A 22394-nucleotide genomic window follows, 5' to 3' on the forward strand; every position below is an offset into this window, starting at 1 on the left:
AGGCGATTTTTTTAAAACTTACTACTCATGTAAATTTTTATAACATTTTTTATGATTTTACTTGATTACATTAATCCATTCTCCTTTTGTTCTAGCGATATAATCGTTATCATACATAGCTTGTACTTGAACTCCAGGTAAATAATAGGTTCCTAAATACGAGGCATTTAACAGTATTTTAAATGTTTTTGTTTGATATCCTTTTAAGCTAAAATACGTATGAATACTCGCATCTCGAATATCTATAAAATCAACTTTAGAAGAAGTCGTATTGTTTCCAAAATCGGTAAAACGGGTATTGATAATTTCCCAACCAGATGGAATATATTGCGTTAAGGCGACATTTTCTAAACTAGTATTGGTCGTGTTTTTCACGGTAACTTCTGCTATAAAATTTGTTCCTTGCGATACGATATCTGGCATTATTTGAACCCCATCTTTTGTTTGATATGTAATTGTTGTTTGTAAATTATGCTGAAATACTTTTTCTTCTCCTACGGGTAAAATTCCTTTATTAAAAACACGGACATATAATACGCCATTGCTTTTATTGGAAATTTCAAGTTTATTTTCAAGTTTATTTTCTGTTTTATTTTGTTCTAAAACATTTTTTAAATCTTCGATAAATAAGGCTTTGGAAGTGTTTATATTTCTTGATTTATTGTTTTGATTGAATATATAACTTGCCTTAATTCCTGTATTTTCACCATTTTGCAAGGCATATTTACTCATTGCGAGTAAACTATATGCGGTGGTTTGTGTACTCATCCAGTGTTGGCTGGATAATTTATCTGCAATTTCTTTGGCTATTTTAATTGCTTTTGTTTGATGATTTAATAGGATATAGGTTTCTAATTCCATGGCTTTATTTCGAGTTTCAGAGCCATAATTCGTGTATTTATTTTTGTTTGAATTATTGGTTTCTTGATTTAAAGCCTGATTTAAAGCTTCATTTAAAATTTGATTTGCTATTGATTTTTTACCGATTAAGGCATACGCGCTTGCCAATCTTATTTTTGCTTGATTAGAAATTCCGTTTGTTTCTCGCAAACGATTCATCGATGCCATATCGGCACTATTTGCCAAGCTCAAGGTATATAATCGGTAGGCTTGTGCTAACGAATTGTTTTGATATCTTGAATTATTTCGCCAATTTCGTGCTTGTTGTTTTTGATAATTCACCCATTTCGATCTAAAACCGATAGGCAACGCATAGCCTTTTTTACTAGCTTCTATCATAAAATGTCCTGCATAAGAAGTTCCCCAATTATCAGCATTACTATTTCCTTGCCAATAGGACAATCCGCCATTTGCTACTTGAAAATCTGATAATCGTTGGATTGTTGCTTTTATATTTCGTTCTATATCTTGTTGTTTTTCTTCGGATAATTCAAAGATTTCGGCTAAATATAACTGTGGAAATGCACTTGATGTTGTTTGTTCTACGCAACCGTGCGGATATTGGATTAAATATTCCATACGTTTTGTAAAATTCATTGGAGGCAATGTTGATAACTCGACACTTGCAGTATTTGTTCCAAGACTTCCGAATGTTGTAAAACTGAGTTGGCTTTTCTCGTTTGATTTTAGGATTAAATCTTTTACTTCTGTGGTTACAGGATTCGGATTTAACACATCAATTTCTACTTCGTAGGATGCTTTTTCACGTCCAGAAACGGCCTTAATTTTAACCTTTCCGATTCCTTTAAAATCGTTTACTTTTAAGGTAAAATAGACCATTTTTTCATCAGGTTGCTCAAAAGATACGGATTGTGTTTTACTTCCTAAAATCGTAAATGATTCGTTTGGTTCTACAGTTACCTTTACATTTTTCACAGATGGCAACATCGCAAACACATTTACGGGTAATGTTACGGTTTCTTGTGGTGTAATTTTACGAGGTAATGAGGCTAAAATCATCACAGGTTTACGCACGAATGCTGTTTTTTCGGCACTTCCGTAGGCATTATTTTGGGCATCGGTAGCCACGACCATTGCACGAACCGCGCCTACATATTTCGGTATTTTAATTTGATGTGTTTTATTTTTTCCTTTTTCTAATTTAAAAGGGCCTAAATAAGTTACCATTGGTTTAAAGCGATTGGCTTTTTTATTTTTACTTCCTGCTTCGGCTTCATCTCCACCGATGCTTAGTATTTGATTTACTTTTCCGCCATACGCTCCGATTACCTCATCAAAAATATCCCATGTTTTTACGCCTAAAGATTGTCGTGCATAAAAAGTATTCCACGGATTTGGGGTTTTAAAACGGGTTAAATCTAACAAACCTTCATCGACCAAAGCGATTGTATAAGTCATCGGCTTGCCATTTTTTTCTTTGATGTTAAGCGTTGCTGTTTCTTCGGGTCTTAATTCGTTTGGCAGTTTAATTTCTGGTGATAATTTTGTTTCAGGATTATAAACCAACATCGGAATAACGCCGTACATTCGGATAGGCAAATCATTTACCGTTTGACTGTGTTTTTGCAATAAGGAGATATTTACAAATACATTTGGCGTATAATTTTCCAATACGGGGAAGTTAAATTCGGTTTGTTTCTCAGAGGTTTCAACCCAGAAATGGTCTAAAACTTGCGTTCCATTCTCGATGGTAATTAAAGCTCTTCCTCCTTCGGATGATGGAAATTTCACATTGGCAATTTCACCGACTTGATAGGCTTCTTTATCGGTGGTAAAAACGAGCATTGTCGCATTGGTTTTATCTTGATTTTTTTTATTTCCATACCAAGATGGCCAATCAAAATAAGCAATATTTGAAGTAACGTGTTTACTTTTTTTATCGGTAACTTTTATTAAATAGCGTCCCCAATCATTTTCACTTACCTTTAAATCAAAAGTACCTTTACCGTTTGCATTTGTTTTTACATGAACTGTTTTATACGGTTCATGATAACGTGTTCCATCATAATTCGACAGTCCATTATCAGAAGTACTCCACCACCAACGCCACGATAATTTGTACACTTTCACTTCTAAATCATTAATTATTCCTTCGCTATTTTCATTTACAGAGGCGATATTAAACGTATATTTTTTATCAGTAAATAAATAATTTTTAGATCCTTCTTCTTCGGCATTTAAGATTCCTGCATAACTTTTATAGGGCGATATTTTTTTCGAAAATACATCAGTACTAAAATCACCACCATTTTCATAAACTTTGGTGATAAAACTTGCTTTTAACATTCCAGGAGCTTTATTTTTCAGGCTTGGTTTTACTGAAAAATTAATTTCTCCATCATTATTTAACGTTCCTTTTATCACTTTAAATTCTTCGGTTCTAAAACGTCTGGTAAGGTCATCAAAATGATAATTTTTAAACTTTGAAAATTCAGTTTTTAGTTGGGTAAATTTTCCATTGATATCTAATTTTAAATTTCTAGCAATTGCTCCGTGTAGCCATTTTACGGCAACATCTCCTTGAATATTTTCGTTTGATTTTATAAAATCACTTGGATTATTTAGGTTATTAGTTGTTTTTAAGTTGATTTTTAAACGATTCGGTTTAATGGTTTCAATTTTGAGTGTTTTATTAAAAACGGCACCACCAACGCTTATTTTTACGTTCCAATTTCCAGTAATTGCTTCAGGATTTGTTTTTGGAGCGTAATTATATACGTTGCTATTATTTTTAAATACTATTTTTCGTTCGATAATTTTTCCTTGCGGATTAATTAATTCAAATTTTATCGGATGTTTTTCAGGAATTGGATTGGCTTTATCATTTAAAACAAAAGTTAAAAATAAGTTATCTCCCGGTCGCCAAACGCCACGTTCGCCATAAATATATCCTGTAATTCCTTCTTGAAGTTTTGTTCCTGAAACATCAAATTTACTCATTGACAGGGCGTTTCCGTCATTTAATTTTACGTATGTTGTACTTTCATCTTTAGAAATGACAGCAAAAAAAGTATTTTGAGGCGTATCAAAATTGACAATTCCATCAGTATTTGTTTTGGCACTAACAATTGATTGTTGCTGTAAATTATACAACGTTACGGTAGCATCGGCGACAGGTTTTGTCGTTACTAAATCGGTTACGGCAATAAAAGTCGTTTGATTATTTCCTTTTTTAGCAATTGCTCCTAAATTGGTCGCTAAAATATTTAAACTGATATTTTTATTGTAATAATAAGAGTTTGTACACGGATTTTCTCGGTCGCTCCATCGGTAATTTCGATAATCATAATTGCCATAATAAGTATCGGTATCATATTGTTTGGTCGCTATTTCTTTTTTTCCGTAAATAATTGTGGTATTTAATTTATTTTCTTCTAGATTTTCTTGAGAATTTTCTTGACAAGTATAATTTGAATATTCTTGAATAAAAGAAAATTCGACACGATACATTGCACCATTTTCTACGGATAAAATTTCTGATAAATCAACAGCAAACGCATTTTCTTTGGTTAAATCAACACCTTGATTGGTTAAATTAACGGTATATTTTGCTTCTGGACGACCGACATATTGCAAATTATGTTGTGTATCTAAATTATTATTTTGTAAGAATTGCAACACATTATTTTTATAAATCTTATAAATTAACACATCGACTGCTTTTAGGTTTACGGCTTTAAAGTTAATTTTTAAATTTTTTGAAGCTGGAATAATTGTTCCACTTTTGATAAAACTAACGGTTGGTTTTAATTCTTCAAAATGTAACATCGTTTGATAGGTTTCTTTCAATCCAAAACCAGCAGTATTTTTGATACCTTTAAATACTTCAATAGTTACTTTACTTTTAAACGTTGATTTCGGATAAATCGTAATCGTATTGTTCAAAATTTGATACGTAAATTGTCTTTTTTGGGTGTTTTTAAATTGAATTAAGCCTTTTAAATCTTGCGATTTTTTAATTGGATCCGAAAAACTAACAACAATATGTTGTTTATCAGCATCGACAATTTCCACATTTAAAACCTTGAAATTTTTCTTTCCCGTAATGGTTATTTCTCGTTGTCCTTTTGAGCGAGAATTAATCGCGTCTCCTTCCCAAGAAACCAATAAATTTTTGTCGTCATCGGCTCTTTTTAAATTTTTAATTTTGAAAGAAGCTTTGGAAACAAATTCTTGAGAAGTATCAAAATTGATTAAAATATTTTGTTTATTATAAGTCGCTTTTAGTAATTTTGATAAATTTTCAGAAGCAATAACATCGCTTAATGTTACCATTCCTTCAACTTCATAGGTGTTTTGAGTAACCACCACAGGTGATGAAAAAGTAATATTAAAAAGCAATTCATTGGTTTTTACTGTTGTTGTAAAATTTTGTAAATCGGCAGGAATTTTATCATATAATTTTGATAAATGAAGTGTTATTTTATATTCCGTATTACTTTTTAATTTTTCTGATGGTACAAATTTAAGCGTATTTTCATCTAAAAAAACGTTTCCTTTTACCTTTGGATGTATCGAAAAAATAGACGTTTCAGAAGGATCAATTGTCGTTATTTTGGGTGTTTTTTTCAAAATAAATTCAAAATCAGTAACTGCAGGAACTATTTTTTGAGGGAAACTAGCAAGATATTCATCATATTTTTGATAGTTTACATGTTGTTGATTTTCATCTTGATTTTGAGAATTTGTGGATTTTTTACATCCATTTACACCAAATAACAAGAGCGTTATGGTTAGAATTTTTATTAAATTAAGCATACAAATGTTTTTTAAAGACTGGTTTTAAGATTCCTATTCAGACTGATTTTAAGGCAGGAATCAAAGTTAATTATTTTATTTTTTTAAACGAATTATTTTTGATGAAAAACAGTAATTTTGCAACTTATCATATATATTACACATAATTTTACATCATGTTAGGATTACAATTCGAAACAGCCACTTCTTGGGCAGATATTGCTAAAGATAATTTACAACAAATATTAACAGATCACGCTTTTTTAGAACAAAAAGCAGCATCTAATGCGGTATCTATCATTATTAATTATTCTGAAGAAACTGAACTTGTACAAAGTATGAGTGAAATTGCGATTGAAGAAATGCAACATTTTAAAATGGTGCATGATTTTATGGTAAAACGAGGCATGGTTTTAGGACGTGAGCAAAAAAATGATTACGCAATTCGATTGCAAAAATTTTTCACCAAAACCAAAGACAGAACCAATGCTTTAGTGCAACGTTTATTAATTGCAGCGTTAATTGAGGCGAGAAGCTGTGAGCGTTTCAAAGTGTTTTCTGAAAATATGGACGATCAGGAATTATCAAAATTTTATAAAGATTTAATGATTTCAGAAGCGAATCATTACACGATTTTTTTAGGTTTTGCACGTCAATATCAAGATAAAGAAATTGTGAATAAAAAATGGAACGACTTACTTGCTTTTGAAGCCGAAATGATGAAAAATAGAGGTTCCGAAGCAAAAATACACGGATAATAGATGTTTAGCAAAGAAGAATCAGCGGCAATGCGCAAGGAGTTTTGGACAAGTTTTGGAAAATCCTTTCCTAGAAAGTGGCTGTTATATAATACTAAAATTAAAGGGTTTGCTTTTAAATTTCAAGGCGATCGCAAAACCGCTTCCGTTTGTTTAGATTTTGAACATCCCGATGAAATTGCCAATGAATTATTGTACGATAAATTGTTGTCTTTAAAAAATATTTTAGAAACAGAATATTTATCCGAAGTTATTTATCACGAAAATTTTGAATTAGATAATCGAAAAATTATTCGTCGTATTTATGTTCCTTTTGATAAAAAATTTAGCATCCACAATAAAAATACGTGGCGAGATTGCTACGAATTTTATGTAAAAACAATGGAACAATTTGAACTGTTCTTTTATGAATATGAAGACATTATTAAAGATGCAATTTAATTTATTCTTATTAAAATCACTATTTTAAGTATGATACAAAATGATACTATTATTGCTATGGCAACTCCATCAGGTGTTGGTGCTATTGCCGTTATCCGACTTTCTGGTGAAAAAGCTATTGAAATAGTGAACACTTTTTTTAAGTCGATAAAGAAAAAAAAATCGCTACTTACTCAAAAAACACACACGCTACATTTAGGACATCTTATAAATAATAATATTGTTTTAGATGAAGTTTTAGTTTCTATCTTTAAAAATCCAACATCATATACTGGCGAAAATGTCGTAGAAATTTCTTGTCATGGTTCGGTATTTATTCAGCAAGAAATTATTCAATTATTTTTAAAAAATGGTTGTAGAATGGCGGATAATGGTGAATTTACCATGCGTTCTTTTTTAAACGGAAAAATGGATTTAAGCCAAGCCGAAGCTGTTGCAGATGTTATTGCCTCAAATTCTGCGGCAAGTCATCAAATGGCGATTCAGCAAATGCGTGGCGGAATTACCAACGAATTAAAAGACCTTCGTATACAATTATTAGATTTTGCGGCATTAATTGAGCTTGAATTAGATTTTTCTGGTGAAGATGTAGAATTTGCCGACCGAACTAAATTTAAAGAATTAGTAGCTAAAATCACGTTTGTTTTAAAACGATTAATTGATTCTTTTGCCTTTGGAAATGCGATGAAAAATGGAATTCCTGTGGCAATTATCGGAGAACCAAACGTTGGGAAATCGACTTTATTAAACACGCTTTTAAACGAAGAAAAAGCTATTGTTTCAGATATTGCAGGAACTACTCGTGATGCCATTGAAGATGATTTAATTATTGATGGTGTTGCCTTTCGTTTTATTGATACCGCAGGAATTCGAGAAACTGAAGATATTATTGAAAATATCGGAATTAAAAAAGCGTACGAAAAAGCTGAAAATGCACAGTTAATTATATTTTTAATTGATGCTAATAAATTCTCGTATGCTAGTGAAGAATTTTTACAAGAAATTGAAACTATAAAAGAACGTTTTCCGAACAAACGTTTGTTAGTTATCGCTAATAAAATAGATACGTTATCGTGTCATGACACGGCTATTTTAAAATCAGAAATTGATCCTTTAATTTTAGTATCAGCAAAACAAAAAACAGGTATTATTGAGCTAAAAGCCGAATTGACATCTTTAGTAAATACAGGTGCTTTAAGTAATAATGAAACAATTGTTACTAATTCTCGTCATTTTGAAGCTTTAAACAATGCCTTAACAGCAATAACATCTGTACAACAAGGAATTGATTTAGAAATTTCTACAGATTTATTTTCTATTGATATTCGCGAATGTTTACGTCATTTAGGAAATATTACAGGTGAATATGATGTCGATAAAGATATTTTAGGACATATTTTCGGTAATTTCTGTATAGGAAAGTAAGTACACAAAACAAAGGAATACCAAAACACACTAAACCGCACAAAACCCTCTATTTTAGGGGGGGTTCTTATTTCTACTTACTATCTACTTATTGCTATTATCTGTTTATTACGTAAATATTTGTACCTTACTTGTACCTTTGTCAAATCCGAGGTACAAAAACAGGGTTTGAGGTACAAATATTAGTCTTTTTCGTCGGTAATGTTCCCCCTATTTTGTTCTTAGCGATACTTAAAACTATTAATAACTATTTAAAGCTATACTTTTATGAGTAGTAATATTAGAGTACAAAAAGTCTGTTTAAACTGTAATATTGAATTTACAGCGAAAACCACCGTAACAAAATACTGTTCCAATAAATGCGGAAAAAGTGCATGGAAAAAAAGAAAACAAGTTGAAAAAGTTCAAAAAGCAAATAAAGCCACTAAAAGAAAAATAACAGCTCCTAAAATTGAAGTCAATATAAAAGATAAGGAGTTTTTAACAGTTAAAGAAGTTGCAATATTATTGAATTGTACCAATAGAACAGTTTATCATTTAATTGATACAAAAAAACTAAAAGCCATTAATCTAGGTAAAAGAATAACAAGGGTAAAACGTATTCATCTTGACAAACTTTTTACCAACTAAAAAAAACAATACTATGATAAAAGTAACATTAAGACAAAAGCCAATCAGCAAAGGACGTAACAGTTTATATTTAGATTTTTACCCACCATTAGCAATAGCAGGAACAGAAAAAACCACTAGAAGGGAATTTCTAGGCTTGTTTCTTCTTATTGATAAAACAGCCTTTAAAAAAGAACTTGAAGCAATTGAAAACAAGGAACTAAAAGAAAAAGGTGAATTATCAAAAGCAACTTTACAGAAAAAAGAAGTGCTAAACAATTTAAAACCATTATCAGCAGGGCAAAAAAACACAAATAAAGAAACACTCGCAACAGCTGAAATTATCAAACAGAAACGAATTAACGAATTAAATAAACCTGAAATTTATACTGCCTTTGAACTGGAACAACGCAAAGCAACTGAAAAAGGTAAACTATCTTTTATTGCCTACTATCAGCAACAAATGGACAAAGCCAAAGGAAACAATTATAATGTTTGGTTATCAGCTTATAATTATCTTAATGAATACACTAAAGGCGAATTATTATTTATTGATTTGAATGAAAAATTTTGTAATGATTTTAGAGGTTATTTACTTACTGCTAAAAGCAAAAGAAGTACTACTTCTACACTATCACAAAACACCGCAAAAACCTATTTTAATAAATTTAAAGCCACGTTAAAACAAGCATATAAGGATAGTATTATTTCAATTGATTTAAACGCTAAAATTGATACTATTAAAGAAGCTGATACTAAAAGAGTATTTCTGACAATTGAAGAACTTAACAAATTAGTAATAGCTGATTGTGTAAACCCTATTTTAAAACAAGCCTCTTTATTTTCAGCATTAACAGGATTAAGGTTTTCAGATATTGAAAAATTAAAATGGTCGGAAATTATAAACAATGAAGAACGAGGTTATTTTTTAGAGTTCAAACAACAGAAAACCAAAAGCAATGAATATTTACCAATATCAGAACAAGCGCATAATTTATTAGGTAAACCAAAAGAGCCTCAGCAAAAAGTGTTTGAGGGTTTGAAATATTCAGCACACCAAAATACGTTTTTATTGAAGTGGGCAATTAATGCTGGGGTACAGAAGCATTTAACGTTCCATAGTTTTAGGCATACATACGCTACTTTACAATTATCAGCTGGAACTGATATTTATACGGTATCAAAAATGCTAGGGCATAAAGATTTAAAAACTACTCAAATTTATGCAAAAGTAGTAGATGAAAGTAAAAGAGAAACCACCAATAAAATAAACCTGAAATTTTAACAGCGTAAAAATAAGTTTTTGTTTAGAGGTGCATTTGCTACATTAGCTACATAGATAAAAATTAAGCAGCTATAAATTAATACATTAACTTTTCTAATAAAATCCATACTACTCAACTTTTTGTTAAGTAGTACGAATAATAAGTTTTTGTTTTTTAGCTACATTATCTACATAAATTTATTTTCAATGTAAATTACATTGCTATATTTTTTTACGCTGAACTATAAAACCGTTCTTTTTTAATCTAGTAAAAAATGATTATATTAATATTTTTAATGACATTAAAACATTATACGCGCGCGCGTTCCTATTATTATAACTAAATAAATGACAAAAGCCCAACTTTTCAGCTATTTTAAACAACGTAGAATATAAACAATTCCAAAAAGTAACTTGGCTGGTTGTTTCTAAAAACAGAAAACGTCCAATCAATGAAATTAAATACATCAAAAATTTAGATGATAGTGAAGTCAATGCTATTTTGAAATACTTTTAAAAAGAAGTTGATATAAACGAAGATGAAATTTTTGTTTAAGATAGTATTTTTCTCTTTTTTCTCTTTTTTCTCTTTTTTCTCTTTTTTCAGGAAATTCAGGAAACACAAACAGCCGTAAATAAATGTGTACAAGAATAATGCTTTCTGCTTTTTTCGCATTTTTCGGAAAATTCGGATTTTTCGGAAAATTCGGTAAATTCGGTAAATTCGGTAAATTAAGAATATGGCTAAATGATAAGTGCAAACATTAGCAATATCTATGTATCTGCTTTTTTTCTGCTCGACTTCTGTTCCTGTTATGCTTTTTTCGTCTTTTTCGTCTTTTTCGCATTTTTCGTCTTTTTCGTCTTTTTCGGAAAATTCAGGAAAATCCCCAAAAAAAATATGTATTAATCCCGTCAAACCTACATTTAGTACACCTAAACCTACATTAATCCCATCAAACCGACATTTAGTACACCTAACCCCACATTTAGTACACCTAAATTTATTTTTATATTGAAAGTAAAATAGTTTGCATATATGCAAACTTCACGTAATAACACCTATTTTTGATTAATTAACGAAATAGTACACCAACAATGAGAAATTAGCAATATCTATGTATCTGAATTTTCTGTTTTTTTATGCTCGGCATCTGTTCCAGTTCTGCTTTTTCTGTTCAGACCTATTCTAATTCTGTTCGAACCTGTTCGGCATCTGTTCTAGTTCTGCTTTTAAAAAGAAGTTGATATAAACGAAGATGAAATTTTTGTTTAAGATAGTATTTTTCTCCTTTTTCTCTTTTTTCAGGAAATTCAGGAAACACAAACAGCGGTAAATAAATGTGTACAAGAATAATGCTTTCTGCTTTTTTCGCATTTTTCGGAAAATTCGGGTTTTTCGGATTTTTCGGATTTTTCGGAAAATTAAAGAATATGGTAAAAATAATAAGTGCAAACATTAGCAATATCTATGTATCTGAATTTTCTGTTTTTTATGCTCGGCATCTGTTCCAGTTCTGCTTTTTCTGTTCAGACCTATTCTAATTCTGTTCGGCATCTGTTCCGTTCTGTTCCAGTTCTGCTTTTTCTGTTCAAACCTATTCTAATTCTGTTCGAACCTGTTCGGCATCTGTTCCCTTCTGTTCTAGTTCTGCTTTTAAAAAGAAGTTGATATAAACGAAGATGAAATTTTTGTTTAAGATAGTATTTTTCTCTTTTTTCTCTTTTTTCAGGAAATTCAGGAAACACAAACAGCCGTAAATAAATGTGTACAAGAATAATGCTTTCTGCTTTTTTCGCATTTTTCGGAAAATTCGGGTTTTTCGGAAAATTAAGAATATGGCTAAATGATAAGTGCAAACATTAGCAATATCTATGTATCTGCTTTTTTTCTGCTCGACTTCTGTTCCTGTTATACTTTTTTCGCATTTTTCGTCTTTTTCGTCTTTTTCGGAAAATTCAGGAAAATCCCCAAAAAAAATATGTATTAATCACGTCAAACCTACATTAATCCCGTCAAACCGACATTTAGTACACCTAACCCCACATTTAGTACACCTAAATTTATTTTTATCTTGAAAGTAAAATAGTTTGCATATATGCAAACTTCACGTAATAACACCTATTTTTGATTAATTAACGAAATAGTACACCAACAATGAGAAAATGCCTAAAACACACATTAAATTAAATAATTTGTAATGTTTTTTGTTATTTATTAATTAATATGTTTACCTTTGCAAAGTCCTTATCAAAATAAGGCACAAAAAAAAGTGCTTACAGCTTCCCAGCTAATAAACACTTTTGTAGTAAAATTGTATTTCTGACGTACATTTATTTACTGCAAAAGTATGAAATTAAAGGGAGTTGTAAGCATAATTTAATAACTTTTTAATATTTCAAGCTTATGCTTTTATCATTTAATGATTTACCAACAGTACTAAATGAAGTACTAGAACTACAAAAAGAGCTAAAAAATTTAATCCTATCTCAGGAAACAAGCTCACAATCCGAAACGGAAATACCTCTAAATATTAAAGAGGTCGCAAAACTTACTCAGTTAAGCGTTCCAACAATCTATCATTACGTATCGGAGCGTAAAATCCCTCACTACAAACAAGGCAATAAATTAAGGTTTTTTAAATCCGAAATTATCGACTGGATTAAAAGCTCCAAAATTAAAACAGTATCAGAAATTGAAGCTGATGCTGATTTTTTACTATCTAAAAAAGCGGTTTAAGATGACTACAACAAACCGTGAAATTTCACAAAGAAAAAAAGTACTTAACTATCTTAAAAATAACATCGCCACAGGTACAATGGTATGCGATGCTATCGGTATAACACAAAAGAGTTTTACTAGAATTAAAAGAGACCTTGAAAAAATAGGCTTATTGGCTGAAGTTAAAAAAAAGCGTTGCGAAAATACGAATCGTTTAGCATGGTATCTAACAACAAATAACGATCTGGTTACAGAAATAAACAATCCTTACTAATTGATGGAAACACCGTAAAAAGAAAGCAAAGGCTTTTCTTAACAGATGTTTACGATACCTACTCTAATTACTTTGTATTTAATTAGAATGTAAAAATATAGGGGCGTTCCTTGATACGCCCCTATTCTTAAAAAATGCTTAATTCTAAGCAATACGGCATTACTTATGCCAAAATTTAACGATAGTAAAGATAGTAAAAAATGCAAGATAATACAACAAACATCAATGTAAATGATGTATTAGCAACCGTAGAAAACAACAATAAAGAACTTAAATTAAAGAAGTCAATAAAAAATAACGTAGAAAATATTTTAGCTGAAATACTAAAAAATACAGTAAGAATTGATTTTAGAAAATACTGTAATTTGGATAATGACAAAGATAAACTTCAAAAAAAACATTATTTAGTTGCATCTATTGAAATATTACTAAAAAATGTAAATGATAACGGTTTTAGTTTATGTAGAAAAAACGAACAAATCTATTTATTTAACACCGAATACTGGGAGCTACTAAATGAAGAAGTTTTTAAGGATTTTCTAGGTAAAGTATCATTAAAACAAGGAGTACAAAAATACGATGCTAAACATCATTTATTTAAAGATGACTTGTATAAACAATTTCTGTCAGATGCTGGACTTGAAGAAATAAAATCAGATAATACAACCACTTTGATAAACTTCAATAATGGAACTTTTGAAATAACACCGCATAAACAATCATTAAGGGAGTTTAAAAAGTCGGACTTCTTAACGTATCAATTACCATTTGATTACGATGTAGAAGCCACCGCACCGCAATTTCAAAAGTTTTTAGACGAGGTTTTGCCTGAAAAAGAATTACAGGAAATACTGGCTGAATATTTAGGTTACGTATTCACTAAAAATAGCGTATTAAAACTAGAAAAAGTACTATTGTTATACGGAACAGGTGCAAACGGTAAAAGTGTACTGTTTGAGGTTTTAATGGCATTGCTAGGAACTGAAAATGTAACTAACTATTCTTTGCAATCCTTAACAGCTGAAAATGGAAATTCGAGAGCAATGTTGGTAAATAAGTTACTTAATTATGCTAGTGAAATAAACGGAAAATTAGAAAGTAATATTTTCAAATTACTTATTTCAGGCGAACCAGTAGAAGCTCGACTTTTGTATAAGAATGTACAAATTATTTCAGATTATGCACGGTTTATGTTTAATTGTAACGAGCTACCAAAAGAAGTAGAAAATACAAATGCTTTTTTTCGTAGGTTTATAATATTGCCTTTTAGAGTAACAATTCCACCGCATAAACAAGACAAAGGACTTTCTAAAAAGATAATTGATACGGAACTTTCAGGCGTTTTTAATTGGGTTTTAGTTGGTTTAATTAGAATACTAAAAACAAAATCATTTACAGAAAGTAAAATAGTAGAAGACGAAATAAAACAGTATCAAAAAGAAAGCGATAGTACATTAATGTTTTTAGAAGATGAAAACTATCAAAAATCGGTAACAATTGAACGCCCACTAAAAGAAGTTTATGCTGAGTATAAAATTTACTGTTTAGAGAGCGGTTATGGTACTTGTTCCAATCGTACATTTTCTACTAGATTAAAAAAGAACGGTTTTGTAATTAAACGTAAAATGCAAGGTAATGTAGTTTACATTGAAAATAAATTAGTGTAGTAAATGTAGCACAAAACAAAAACTTATTATTCGTACTACTTGACAAACATTTGAGTAGTACGGATTTTATCAAAAAAGTTAATTCGTTAATTTACAGGTGTTTGATTTTTTAAAATTCTAATTCCATGTAGATAATGTAGCAAATGTAGCTAAAAACAAAAACTTATTTTCGTGCCACTACAAAAAACAGCCTTTAATTTTATGAATGATTACAGATACATTTTAGAGAAATATAACGGAATAAAAAGCCGTTACCATTGCCCAAATTGTAACAAGCCTAATCAATTTACTAGATACATTGATACACAAACTAACGAACATCTAAACGACAAAGTAGGTGTATGCAGTAGGCTTATAAAATGCGGTTATCATTATAAACCAAAGCAATACTTTCAGGATAATAATATTTCATTTGATAAAACTTCTTCTTCAATTCCATTTGTACGAAAGCCACCACCACCAAAACCGAAAACAACTTATTTTAATCCTGAGGTTATGGCAAAGAGTTTGAGTAGTAAAGCTCCTAACTTTTTTTTAGATTATTTAACTACTCTTTGGAGTGATAAAGAACTGATCTATTTTTTAGCTAAGAAATACAATATCGGAACTTCTACTAAATGGAACGGTGCAACCACTTTTTGGCAACAGGATATTAACGGAAAAATAAGAAGTGGCAAAGTAATGTTATACAATCCTGAAACAGGCAAACGAGTTAAGAAGCCGTATAATCATATCGGTTGGGAACACTCAAAAATTGATAACTTTAATTTAGAACAATGTTATTTTGGTGAACATCTACTAAATGAAGAGAAAACGAAAACAGTAGCAATTGTAGAAAGTGAAAAAACAGCTTTTATTTCAAGCCTTTATATTCCTGAGTATGTATGGCTGGCTTGTGGTTCACTTAATAATTTGAATGAAGCAAATACAAAGGTATTAAAGGGGCGTAATGTAGTATTGTTTCCTGATGCTGGTTGTTTTGATTTATGGAATGATAAAATACCTAAACTTGAAAAAAAAGCAATCTTTGTAACTAATCAATTATTAAAAAATAAAGCCACGGATTACGAAAAAAAGCAAGGTTTTGATATTGCTGATTATTTAGTACGGTTTTAATCATTAGTAAATATTTACCAACCTTATAACAGCCCTTTGCTTAATTGCAGAGGGTTTTTTATTTCAATGTATTAATATAAAATGAGCCGATTAAAAAATATAATCGGCTCATTTTTCAACTATATTTGAGCCGATTAATTAAATTATTCGGCTCATGAAATATAATTGGCAACAAAAAGATTGGAGAAATTTCTCTTATAATATTGATGAATTAGAAGATTATCTTTATAAATTCATCGAAAAAACAGGCAAAATAAAAGGTATAACCAAAGGATTATCAAAAATATCTCATACTCAAACTACAATAAATATTTTAGTTTCAGAAGCTATTAAAACTTCCGAAATAGAAGGAGAATTTTTAAGTAGAACAGATGTAATGTCTTCCGTTAGAAATAATCTTAATATAAATACTTCACATGAAAACGTAAAAGATATTAAAGCTAAAGGTATTGGTGAATTAGTTACAAATGTTCAAAATAACTTTAAAGAAGAACTTACAAAAGAAACCATCTTTAAATGGCATCAGCAATTATTACAACACGAAAACCTAATTGAAGTTGGAAAATGGAGAACACACCAAGAACCTATGCAAGTAATTTCAGGAGCTATGGGCAAAACAAAAATACATTTCGAAGCACCTGCTTCTGCAAATGTAAATGACGAAATGAATCATTTTATAAACTGGTTTAATACGACTTCTCCAAAAGGTGAAAAACCTATAAAAAATGCCGCTATTAGAGCCGCTATTGCTCATTTGTATTTTGAAAGTATTCATCCTTTTGAAGATGGTAATGGACGAATCGGAAGAGCTATTGCCGAAAAATCGCTTTTACAAACCTTAGATAGCCCTTTATTAATTAGTCTTTCTACAAGTATTGAAAAAGAAAAAAAAGAATACTATAAAGCGTTAGAAAAAGGACAACGAAGTAATGAAATAACACCTTGGTTACATTATTTTATCAATTTAATTTTGAATGCTTTAGATACTTCCGAAGCAATTATAGAATTTACGCTAAAAAAGACAACTATTTTTACAACTTATCAATCAAAATTAAATGAAAGACAATTAAAAGTAATACGCAGAATGCTCGATGAAGGTTTTAATGGTTTTCAAGGAGGTATGACTGCAAGAAAATATATTGGAATTACCAAAACATCTAAAGCAACTGCAACAAGAGATTTACAAAATCTTTTAGAATTAGGCGTTTTTAAACTATTAGGAAAAGGACGAAATACTTCTTATGAAATAAATTTTGACGTTTAAAAATCTGTTTGAATTTTATGCAAAAAAATATATAATAGCAAATCAGTATAGCATCACCAAAAGGGGTTGAAACCCCTTGGCATACTATTTTAACAATATATTTTTTCGTAAATTTGCACTTTTTTTACTTGATTAAAATCATCTTCTAAATTAAAACTTAGGGCAACTACATCAAAAAAAACACCATGAACAAAATCATTCCACAAACCAAAAATATAACCACAGAAAACATCAATAAAATTGCCCTACTCTTTCCGCAAGTAATTACCGAAAAAGAAGACAAAAGCGGCAATACTATAAAAGCCATAGATTTTGAGCTATTAAAACAACATTTATCTAAAGAAATTGTAGAAGGTTCTGACGAGCGTTACCGCCTAGATTGGCCAGGAAAACGTGCCAGTATTTTAAAAGCAAACACGCCAATAAATAAAACCCTAAAACCAGACCGTGAAAGTTCTGTAAATTTTAACGAAACCGAAAACGTATATATTGAAGGCGATAATTTTGAGGTTTTAAAAATTTTACAAGAATCTTACTTAGGAAAAATAAAAATGATTTACATAGACCCGCCCTACAATACAGGGAAAGATTTTGTGTATAAAGACAATTTTAAAGTTTCTAAAGATGCTTACGAAACCGAAATTGGTACAGAAGACGAAGAAGGCGGAAAACTCTTTAAAAATACCGACACAAACGGACGTTTTCACTCCGATTGGCTTTCTATGATGTACGAACGCTTATTAGTGGCTAGAGATTTATTAACCGATGATGGCGTTATTTTTATGTCTATTGATGACAATGAAGTGCATAATTTACGTAAAATTTCCGATGAAGTTTTTGGAGAAAATAATTTAATATCACAAATATGTCATAAAGCAAGAGCTTCTGTTTCAAATGATAAAATTATCTCATCAAATCATAATATTATTCTTTTTTATGCTAAAAATCAAGAAATCATTTTTTCTGACAGAAAAAAAATTGGATTAAATCCAAAATTAGAGGGTTTTAATTATTTAGATGAAATAGGTAAATACAAGCTAGTTCCTGTTGATGGCCCTGGTGGAGCTAAAAAAGGTAATCCTCATTATACTTTTGAAGGTGTTACAGGTTATTGGCGTTTTTCTGAAAAAAGAATGAAAGAAATGTTTGATAAAGGTCTAATAACCAAGACCACTAACAATCTTCAGCAAAAATATTATCTAAAAGATGCTCAAAATTCAAGAAGAACTGCCACAACTTGGTGGGATGAAAAATTATATACTTCTACAGCAACAGCAAGATTAAAAAAAACATTAGATACAAACGTTTTTGACACTCCAAAACCAATAGAACTGGTACATAAAATGCTAGAAATGTCAAATACAAAAGACTCTATTATCCTAGATTTCTTCTCAGGTTCAGCAACAACTGCCCACGCAACAATGCAATTAAATGCAGAAGATGGCGGAAACCGTAAATTTATTATGGTTCAAATTCCAGAAGAAACCGATGAAAAATCAGAAGCTTTTAAAGCAGGTTACAAAACCATACCAGAAATAGGAAAAGAACGCATCCGCCGTGCTGGAAAAAAGATTTTAGAAGATAATTCGGAGAAATTAAAAGAGCGAGAAACTCCTTTAGATATTGGTTTTAGAGTTTATAAAACTTCCGAAAGTATTTTAAAAGATGTTGCAAAACATCCGAACGATGTAACGCAAACCAATTTATTTGAAAGTGAAGACAACATCAGAAAAGATGCTAGTTCAGAAGATATTTTAACCGCTGTTTTGTTAGATTTTAGCGAAAAACTAGACCATCCAATAGAAAAGCAAGTAATTGCAAATTCCGAAATTTTTATAGTAGATACCAACGCCTTAGTTGCTTGTTTTGATACCGCAATAGATATGCAAGTGGTAGATGCGATGGCAAAAATGCAACCTATAAGAGCCGTTTTTAGAGACGCTTGTTTTATAGATGATAAAGACCTTATAAACACGGTAGAATCTCGATTTAAACAATTAGCACCAAACACTAAAGTACACGTAATATAAAAGCTATGAAGTTAAAATTTAAAAAACAGCAGTATCAAACCGATGCGGTTAATAATTTGGTGCGTGTATTTAGTGGGCAAACCAAAGGATTTCGTAAAGAAACCATAGGAAGAAGAACCGTAAAAGCCGATTTATTACAAAATGAACATAGCGTAGAAGACAGTATATTTTCAAATAAAAAATTTGAAATTACGGAAGAAGCTATTTTAGAAAACGTAAAAAACTTACAACGTGAGCAACAATTAAAACCTTCAAAAAAATTAGATGGCGGTTATAATTTTACGGTAGAAATGGAAACGGGAACGGGTAAAACCTACGTTTATACCAAAATGATGCTAGAAATGCACCGACTTTATGGCTGGAGCAAATATATAATTATAGTTCCATCGGTAGCTATTCGAGAAGGAGTTCGTAAATCATTAGAAATTACGGCAGAGCATTTTCAAGAAGAATTTGGTAAAAAAATACGATTTTCTATTTATGATAACAAAAACAAATCGAATTTAGTAAACATAAAACAGTTTGGAAATAGTTCGGAAATTGAAGTAATTATTATGAATTTTCAAGCCTTTGGTAGGCGTGGAAAAGAGGCGTTAAAAATATATCAAAAACTAGATTCTTTACAATCGGAAAGACCTATTGATATAATAAAACGCACCCGCCCTATTTTAATTATTGATGAGCCACAGCGTTTTGGTGATGTTGCTGAAAAGAAATTAGAAGAATTTAATTCGTTATTTGTTACTCGTTTTTCGGCAACCCATAAAAAAGTAAAAGTAAAAACTGACAAAAAAAACGCTAAAGGAAAATTTATAAGCATCGAAAAAGAACGGTTTAACAAAGTATATCGTTTAGATGCGGTAGATGCTTTTAATCAGAAATTGGTTAAAAAAATACAAGTAAAAGGAATTGAAGTTAAAGAAAATACAGGTACAAATTCCTTTTTATTTTTAGATAATATTTTAGTTTCTAAAAACAAATATCCAACGGCAAAAATAGAATTTGAGGTAAAACAAAAAACGGGCATTAAAAAAATAAGCAAGAATTTTTCTCAAAATGATGATTTATTTTCAGCATCCAACGAATTAGAACAGTATAAAGGCTATATAATTTCAGAAATAAATGCCAAAACCAATACAGTAAGTTTTACCAACGGCGTAACACTTTTTGTAGGACAAGCCAGCGGAAATATTTCGGAAGAACACGTTAGACGCATACAAATACGAGAAACAGTAATATCGCATATTGAAAAAGAACGAGAATTATTTAAAAAAGGCATTAAAACGCTTTCGTTATTTTTTATTGATGAAGTAGCAAAATACAGAGCTTACAACATAAAAGAAAATGGCGAAAAAGGCGAACAAATAAAAGCCGAATACGAGCAAATTTTTGAAGAAGAATATAAAAAAGCCATTGCACAGAAATCACTTTTTAGCCCAGCATATAATGCTTATTTAGAAAAGCACGAAGCAAAAAAAGTGCATAGCGGTTATTTTTCTATTGATAAAAAAGGAAAGGCAGTTAATTCAAAAGAAACCAAAGGACAAGGCGGAAGTGATGATATTTCGGCTTATGATTTAATCATGAAAAACAAAGAACGTTTGCTAAGTTTTGATGAGCCTGTACGTTTTATTTTTTCACATTCGGCATTGCGAGAAGGTTGGGATAATCCTAATATTTTTCAAATTTGTACACTAAAACATAGTATTTCTACAACTTCTAAACGTCAGGAAATAGGTCGTGGTTTGCGTATTTGTGTAGATAAGTACGGAAATCGTATGGATTCTGAAATATTAGATGCCGATTTTTTTGATGTAAATACTTTAACTGTAATTGCTAATGAATCGTATGATACGTTTGCCAAGCAATTACAAAATGAAATTTTAGCCTCTTTATCTGCCAGACCAACACATTTAGAAGTTTCTGTTTTTAAAGATTTAGAATTAAAAAATAAAGCAGGCGAAACTTTTTCTTTTGATGAAATGACAGCAATGCGTGTAATTATAGATTTTACACAAAAAAATTATATTGATAAAAATTTTAAAGCAACAGAAACCTTAATTGATGCTATTGATACAAATACGTTTACCACAATTCCTGAACTAGAAAACTACAAAGAAGAATTAAAAAATATTATTATTGAAATTCATGAAGTAGCTACGTTTAAAGCCAGTGAAAATGCAAAAGCAGGTAATTTACCAAAAGAATTAAAAGTAAACGAAAATTTTGCTAAAAAAGAGTTTCAAGCTTTATGGAATAAGATAAAAGTAAGAACATTATACGATGTAGATTTTGATACTGATGAACTAATAAAAAAGAGTGTTACTACAATAGATAGTCAATTAAATGTTCGTAAAGTTTCGGTACATATTGCCACAGGAACACAAAAAGAAAACATGAGTTCTGATGCTTTAAAAATGAATAATAGTTTTAATAAAACAAAGCAACAATCTTATAAAACGGCAAGTATTTTAGGAAACACAAGGTATGATTTAATTAAAGAAATAGCCAAAAATGCACATATCACCAGAAAAACGGCTACCAATATTCTTACGAAAATCAATGCTTCAAGTTTTGAACAGTTTAAGCAAAACCCCGAACATTTTATAACGGAAGTTTCACGCTTAATAAACGAAGAGAAAGCAACAACATTAATAAATAATATTACCTATCATAAAACAGATGAAACTTATTCTGATGATATTTTTACAGTAAATAACTTTAACGGTTCGTTGCAAGAAAATGTATTAGAAGTTCAAAAACACATTTACGATTACGTAAAAACCGATTCGAAAATAGAGCGAAAATTTGCAGAAGAACTAGAAAGCGGTCAAGCAATTGTGTATGCTAAATTACCTAGCGGATTTAAAATACCAACTCCCATAGGAACTTACAACCCCGATTGGGCAATTGTGTTTGATAATAAAGAGGTTAAACAAGTGTATTTTATAGCAGAAACAAAAGGTTCTATGAGTACTTTGCAATTAAAAGGAGCGGAAAAACTAAAAATTGAATATGCAAGAAAGCATTTTGAAAAGTTAGGAACAGAAAATATTCAATACGATGTGGTAGCAACTTATGAAGATTTAATGAATAAGATTTTGTAATTAACTCATCATAATTTTCAAAAAAAAATTCCAAAAAACATTTAGTAGTCGATTATATT

16 protein-coding genes are annotated in these 22394 nt (G+C 30.3%); 12 read left to right on the forward strand and 4 right to left on the reverse strand.

From position 1 onward, the window contains the following. Positions 1 to 57: 57 nt before the first annotated feature. On the reverse strand, positions 58 to 5679 hold the full coding sequence (locus L0U77_RS05215) for an alpha-2-macroglobulin family protein (protein WP_233900829.1): 5622 nt from the start codon (positions 5677 to 5679) through the stop codon (positions 58 to 60). 155 nt (positions 5680 to 5834) lie between these two features. Here L0U77_RS05215 and L0U77_RS05220 point away from each other — a divergent pair, with 155 nt between their 5' ends. The 5 genes from L0U77_RS05220 (at position 5835) to L0U77_RS05240 (ending at position 10176) form a co-directional block, all read left to right on the forward strand. Beyond that, the gene (locus tag L0U77_RS05220; RefSeq protein ID WP_101917002.1) at positions 5835 to 6416 is read left to right on the forward strand and encodes a MiaE family protein; all 582 of its coding nucleotides are present in this window, start codon (positions 5835 to 5837) and stop codon (positions 6414 to 6416) included. Between the two features lie 3 nt (positions 6417 to 6419). Beyond that, positions 6420 to 6857: a DUF4268 domain-containing protein gene (locus tag L0U77_RS05225; RefSeq protein WP_101917001.1), complete on the forward strand. Its 438-nt coding sequence runs from the start codon at positions 6420 to 6422 to the stop codon at positions 6855 to 6857. Between the two features lie 30 nt (positions 6858 to 6887). Then, complete coding sequence (gene mnmE / locus L0U77_RS05230; RefSeq protein WP_233897701.1) at positions 6888 to 8282, forward strand: tRNA uridine-5-carboxymethylaminomethyl(34) synthesis GTPase MnmE; 1395 nt, start codon at positions 6888 to 6890, stop codon at positions 8280 to 8282. 267 nt (positions 8283 to 8549) lie between these two features. Continuing rightward, positions 8550 to 8912, forward strand: coding sequence for a helix-turn-helix domain-containing protein (locus L0U77_RS05235; protein ID WP_233900830.1), 363 nt, complete (start codon positions 8550 to 8552; stop codon positions 8910 to 8912). A gap of 13 nt (positions 8913 to 8925) precedes the next feature. Continuing rightward, positions 8926 to 10176 (forward strand): site-specific integrase, encoded by a 1251-nt coding sequence (locus L0U77_RS05240; protein ID WP_233900831.1) that lies wholly within the window; start codon positions 8926 to 8928, stop codon positions 10174 to 10176. Between the two features lie 454 nt (positions 10177 to 10630). On the opposite strand, the gene L0U77_RS05245 is transcribed toward L0U77_RS05240, so the two are convergent. The 3 genes from L0U77_RS05245 to L0U77_RS05255 form a co-directional block, all read right to left on the reverse strand. After that, positions 10631 to 11074, reverse strand: a complete 444-nt coding sequence (locus L0U77_RS05245; protein WP_233900832.1) for a hypothetical protein — start codon at positions 11072 to 11074, stop codon at positions 10631 to 10633. Between the two features lie 265 nt (positions 11075 to 11339). Then, positions 11340 to 11615 (reverse strand): hypothetical protein, encoded by a 276-nt coding sequence (locus L0U77_RS05250; RefSeq protein WP_233900833.1) that lies wholly within the window; start codon positions 11613 to 11615, stop codon positions 11340 to 11342. Positions 11616 to 11753: 138 nt separating this feature from the next. After that, a complete protein-coding gene (locus tag L0U77_RS05255) occupies positions 11754 to 11957 on the reverse strand; it encodes a hypothetical protein (protein WP_233900834.1) in 204 nt (67 codons plus the stop codon). 605 nt (positions 11958 to 12562) lie between these two features. Between L0U77_RS05255 and L0U77_RS05260 the strand changes: the two genes are divergently transcribed. The 7 genes from L0U77_RS05260 to L0U77_RS05290 all read left to right on the forward strand — a co-directional run bounded on the left by L0U77_RS05260 (position 12563) and on the right by L0U77_RS05290 (position 22335). Beyond that, a complete protein-coding gene (locus L0U77_RS05260; RefSeq protein ID WP_233900835.1) occupies positions 12563 to 12895 on the forward strand; it encodes a helix-turn-helix domain-containing protein in 333 nt (110 codons plus the stop codon). A 1-nt stretch (position 12896) separates the two neighbouring features. Continuing rightward, the gene (locus L0U77_RS05265; protein ID WP_233900836.1) at positions 12897 to 13151 is read left to right on the forward strand and encodes a hypothetical protein; all 255 of its coding nucleotides are present in this window, start codon (positions 12897 to 12899) and stop codon (positions 13149 to 13151) included. Between the two features lie 200 nt (positions 13152 to 13351). Beyond that, the gene (locus tag L0U77_RS05270; protein ID WP_233900837.1) at positions 13352 to 14818 is read left to right on the forward strand and encodes a DNA primase family protein; all 1467 of its coding nucleotides are present in this window, start codon (positions 13352 to 13354) and stop codon (positions 14816 to 14818) included. Between the two features lie 201 nt (positions 14819 to 15019). Further along, positions 15020 to 15934: a DUF6371 domain-containing protein gene (locus tag L0U77_RS05275; RefSeq protein ID WP_233900838.1), complete on the forward strand. Its 915-nt coding sequence runs from the start codon at positions 15020 to 15022 to the stop codon at positions 15932 to 15934. A 154-nt stretch (positions 15935 to 16088) separates the two neighbouring features. Next, on the forward strand, positions 16089 to 17198 hold the full coding sequence (locus tag L0U77_RS05280; RefSeq protein ID WP_233900839.1) for a Fic family protein: 1110 nt from the start codon (positions 16089 to 16091) through the stop codon (positions 17196 to 17198). A gap of 185 nt (positions 17199 to 17383) precedes the next feature. After that, positions 17384 to 19228, forward strand: coding sequence for a site-specific DNA-methyltransferase (locus tag L0U77_RS05285; protein ID WP_233900840.1), 1845 nt, complete (start codon positions 17384 to 17386; stop codon positions 19226 to 19228). Positions 19229 to 19233: 5 nt separating this feature from the next. Further along, the gene (locus L0U77_RS05290; RefSeq protein ID WP_233900841.1) at positions 19234 to 22335 is read left to right on the forward strand and encodes a restriction endonuclease; all 3102 of its coding nucleotides are present in this window, start codon (positions 19234 to 19236) and stop codon (positions 22333 to 22335) included. The last annotated feature ends 59 nt before the right edge of the window (positions 22336 to 22394 follow it).

This window comes from Tenacibaculum piscium (genome assembly GCF_021390715.1).
Taxonomy (GTDB): domain Bacteria; phylum Bacteroidota; class Bacteroidia; order Flavobacteriales; family Flavobacteriaceae; genus Polaribacter; species Polaribacter piscius.

What these genes read in the sequence shown, in the direction of transcription:
- L0U77_RS05215 (WP_233900829.1), bottom strand. Translation starts at nt 5,679, where the DNA reads ATGCTTAATTTAATAAAAATTCTAACCATAACGCTCTTGTTATTTGGT.
- L0U77_RS05220 (WP_101917002.1), top strand. Translation starts at nt 5,835, where the DNA reads ATGTTAGGATTACAATTCGAAACAGCCACTTCTTGGGCAGATATTGCT.
- L0U77_RS05225 (WP_101917001.1), top strand. Translation starts at nt 6,420, where the DNA reads ATGTTTAGCAAAGAAGAATCAGCGGCAATGCGCAAGGAGTTTTGGACA.
- mnmE (WP_233897701.1), top strand. Translation starts at nt 6,888, where the DNA reads ATGATACAAAATGATACTATTATTGCTATGGCAACTCCATCAGGTGTT.
- L0U77_RS05235 (WP_233900830.1), top strand. Translation starts at nt 8,550, where the DNA reads ATGAGTAGTAATATTAGAGTACAAAAAGTCTGTTTAAACTGTAATATT.
- L0U77_RS05240 (WP_233900831.1), top strand. Translation starts at nt 8,926, where the DNA reads ATGATAAAAGTAACATTAAGACAAAAGCCAATCAGCAAAGGACGTAAC.
- L0U77_RS05250 (WP_233900833.1), bottom strand. Translation starts at nt 11,615, where the DNA reads ATGTTTGCACTTATTATTTTTACCATATTCTTTAATTTTCCGAAAAAT.
- L0U77_RS05255 (WP_233900834.1), bottom strand. Translation starts at nt 11,957, where the DNA reads ATGCGAAAAAAGCAGAAAGCATTATTCTTGTACACATTTATTTACGGC.
- L0U77_RS05260 (WP_233900835.1), top strand. Translation starts at nt 12,563, where the DNA reads ATGCTTTTATCATTTAATGATTTACCAACAGTACTAAATGAAGTACTA.
- L0U77_RS05265 (WP_233900836.1), top strand. Translation starts at nt 12,897, where the DNA reads ATGACTACAACAAACCGTGAAATTTCACAAAGAAAAAAAGTACTTAAC.
- L0U77_RS05270 (WP_233900837.1), top strand. Translation starts at nt 13,352, where the DNA reads ATGCAAGATAATACAACAAACATCAATGTAAATGATGTATTAGCAACC.
- L0U77_RS05275 (WP_233900838.1), top strand. Translation starts at nt 15,020, where the DNA reads ATGAATGATTACAGATACATTTTAGAGAAATATAACGGAATAAAAAGC.
- L0U77_RS05280 (WP_233900839.1), top strand. Translation starts at nt 16,089, where the DNA reads ATGAAATATAATTGGCAACAAAAAGATTGGAGAAATTTCTCTTATAAT.
- L0U77_RS05285 (WP_233900840.1), top strand. Translation starts at nt 17,384, where the DNA reads ATGAACAAAATCATTCCACAAACCAAAAATATAACCACAGAAAACATC.
- L0U77_RS05290 (WP_233900841.1), top strand. Translation starts at nt 19,234, where the DNA reads ATGAAGTTAAAATTTAAAAAACAGCAGTATCAAACCGATGCGGTTAAT.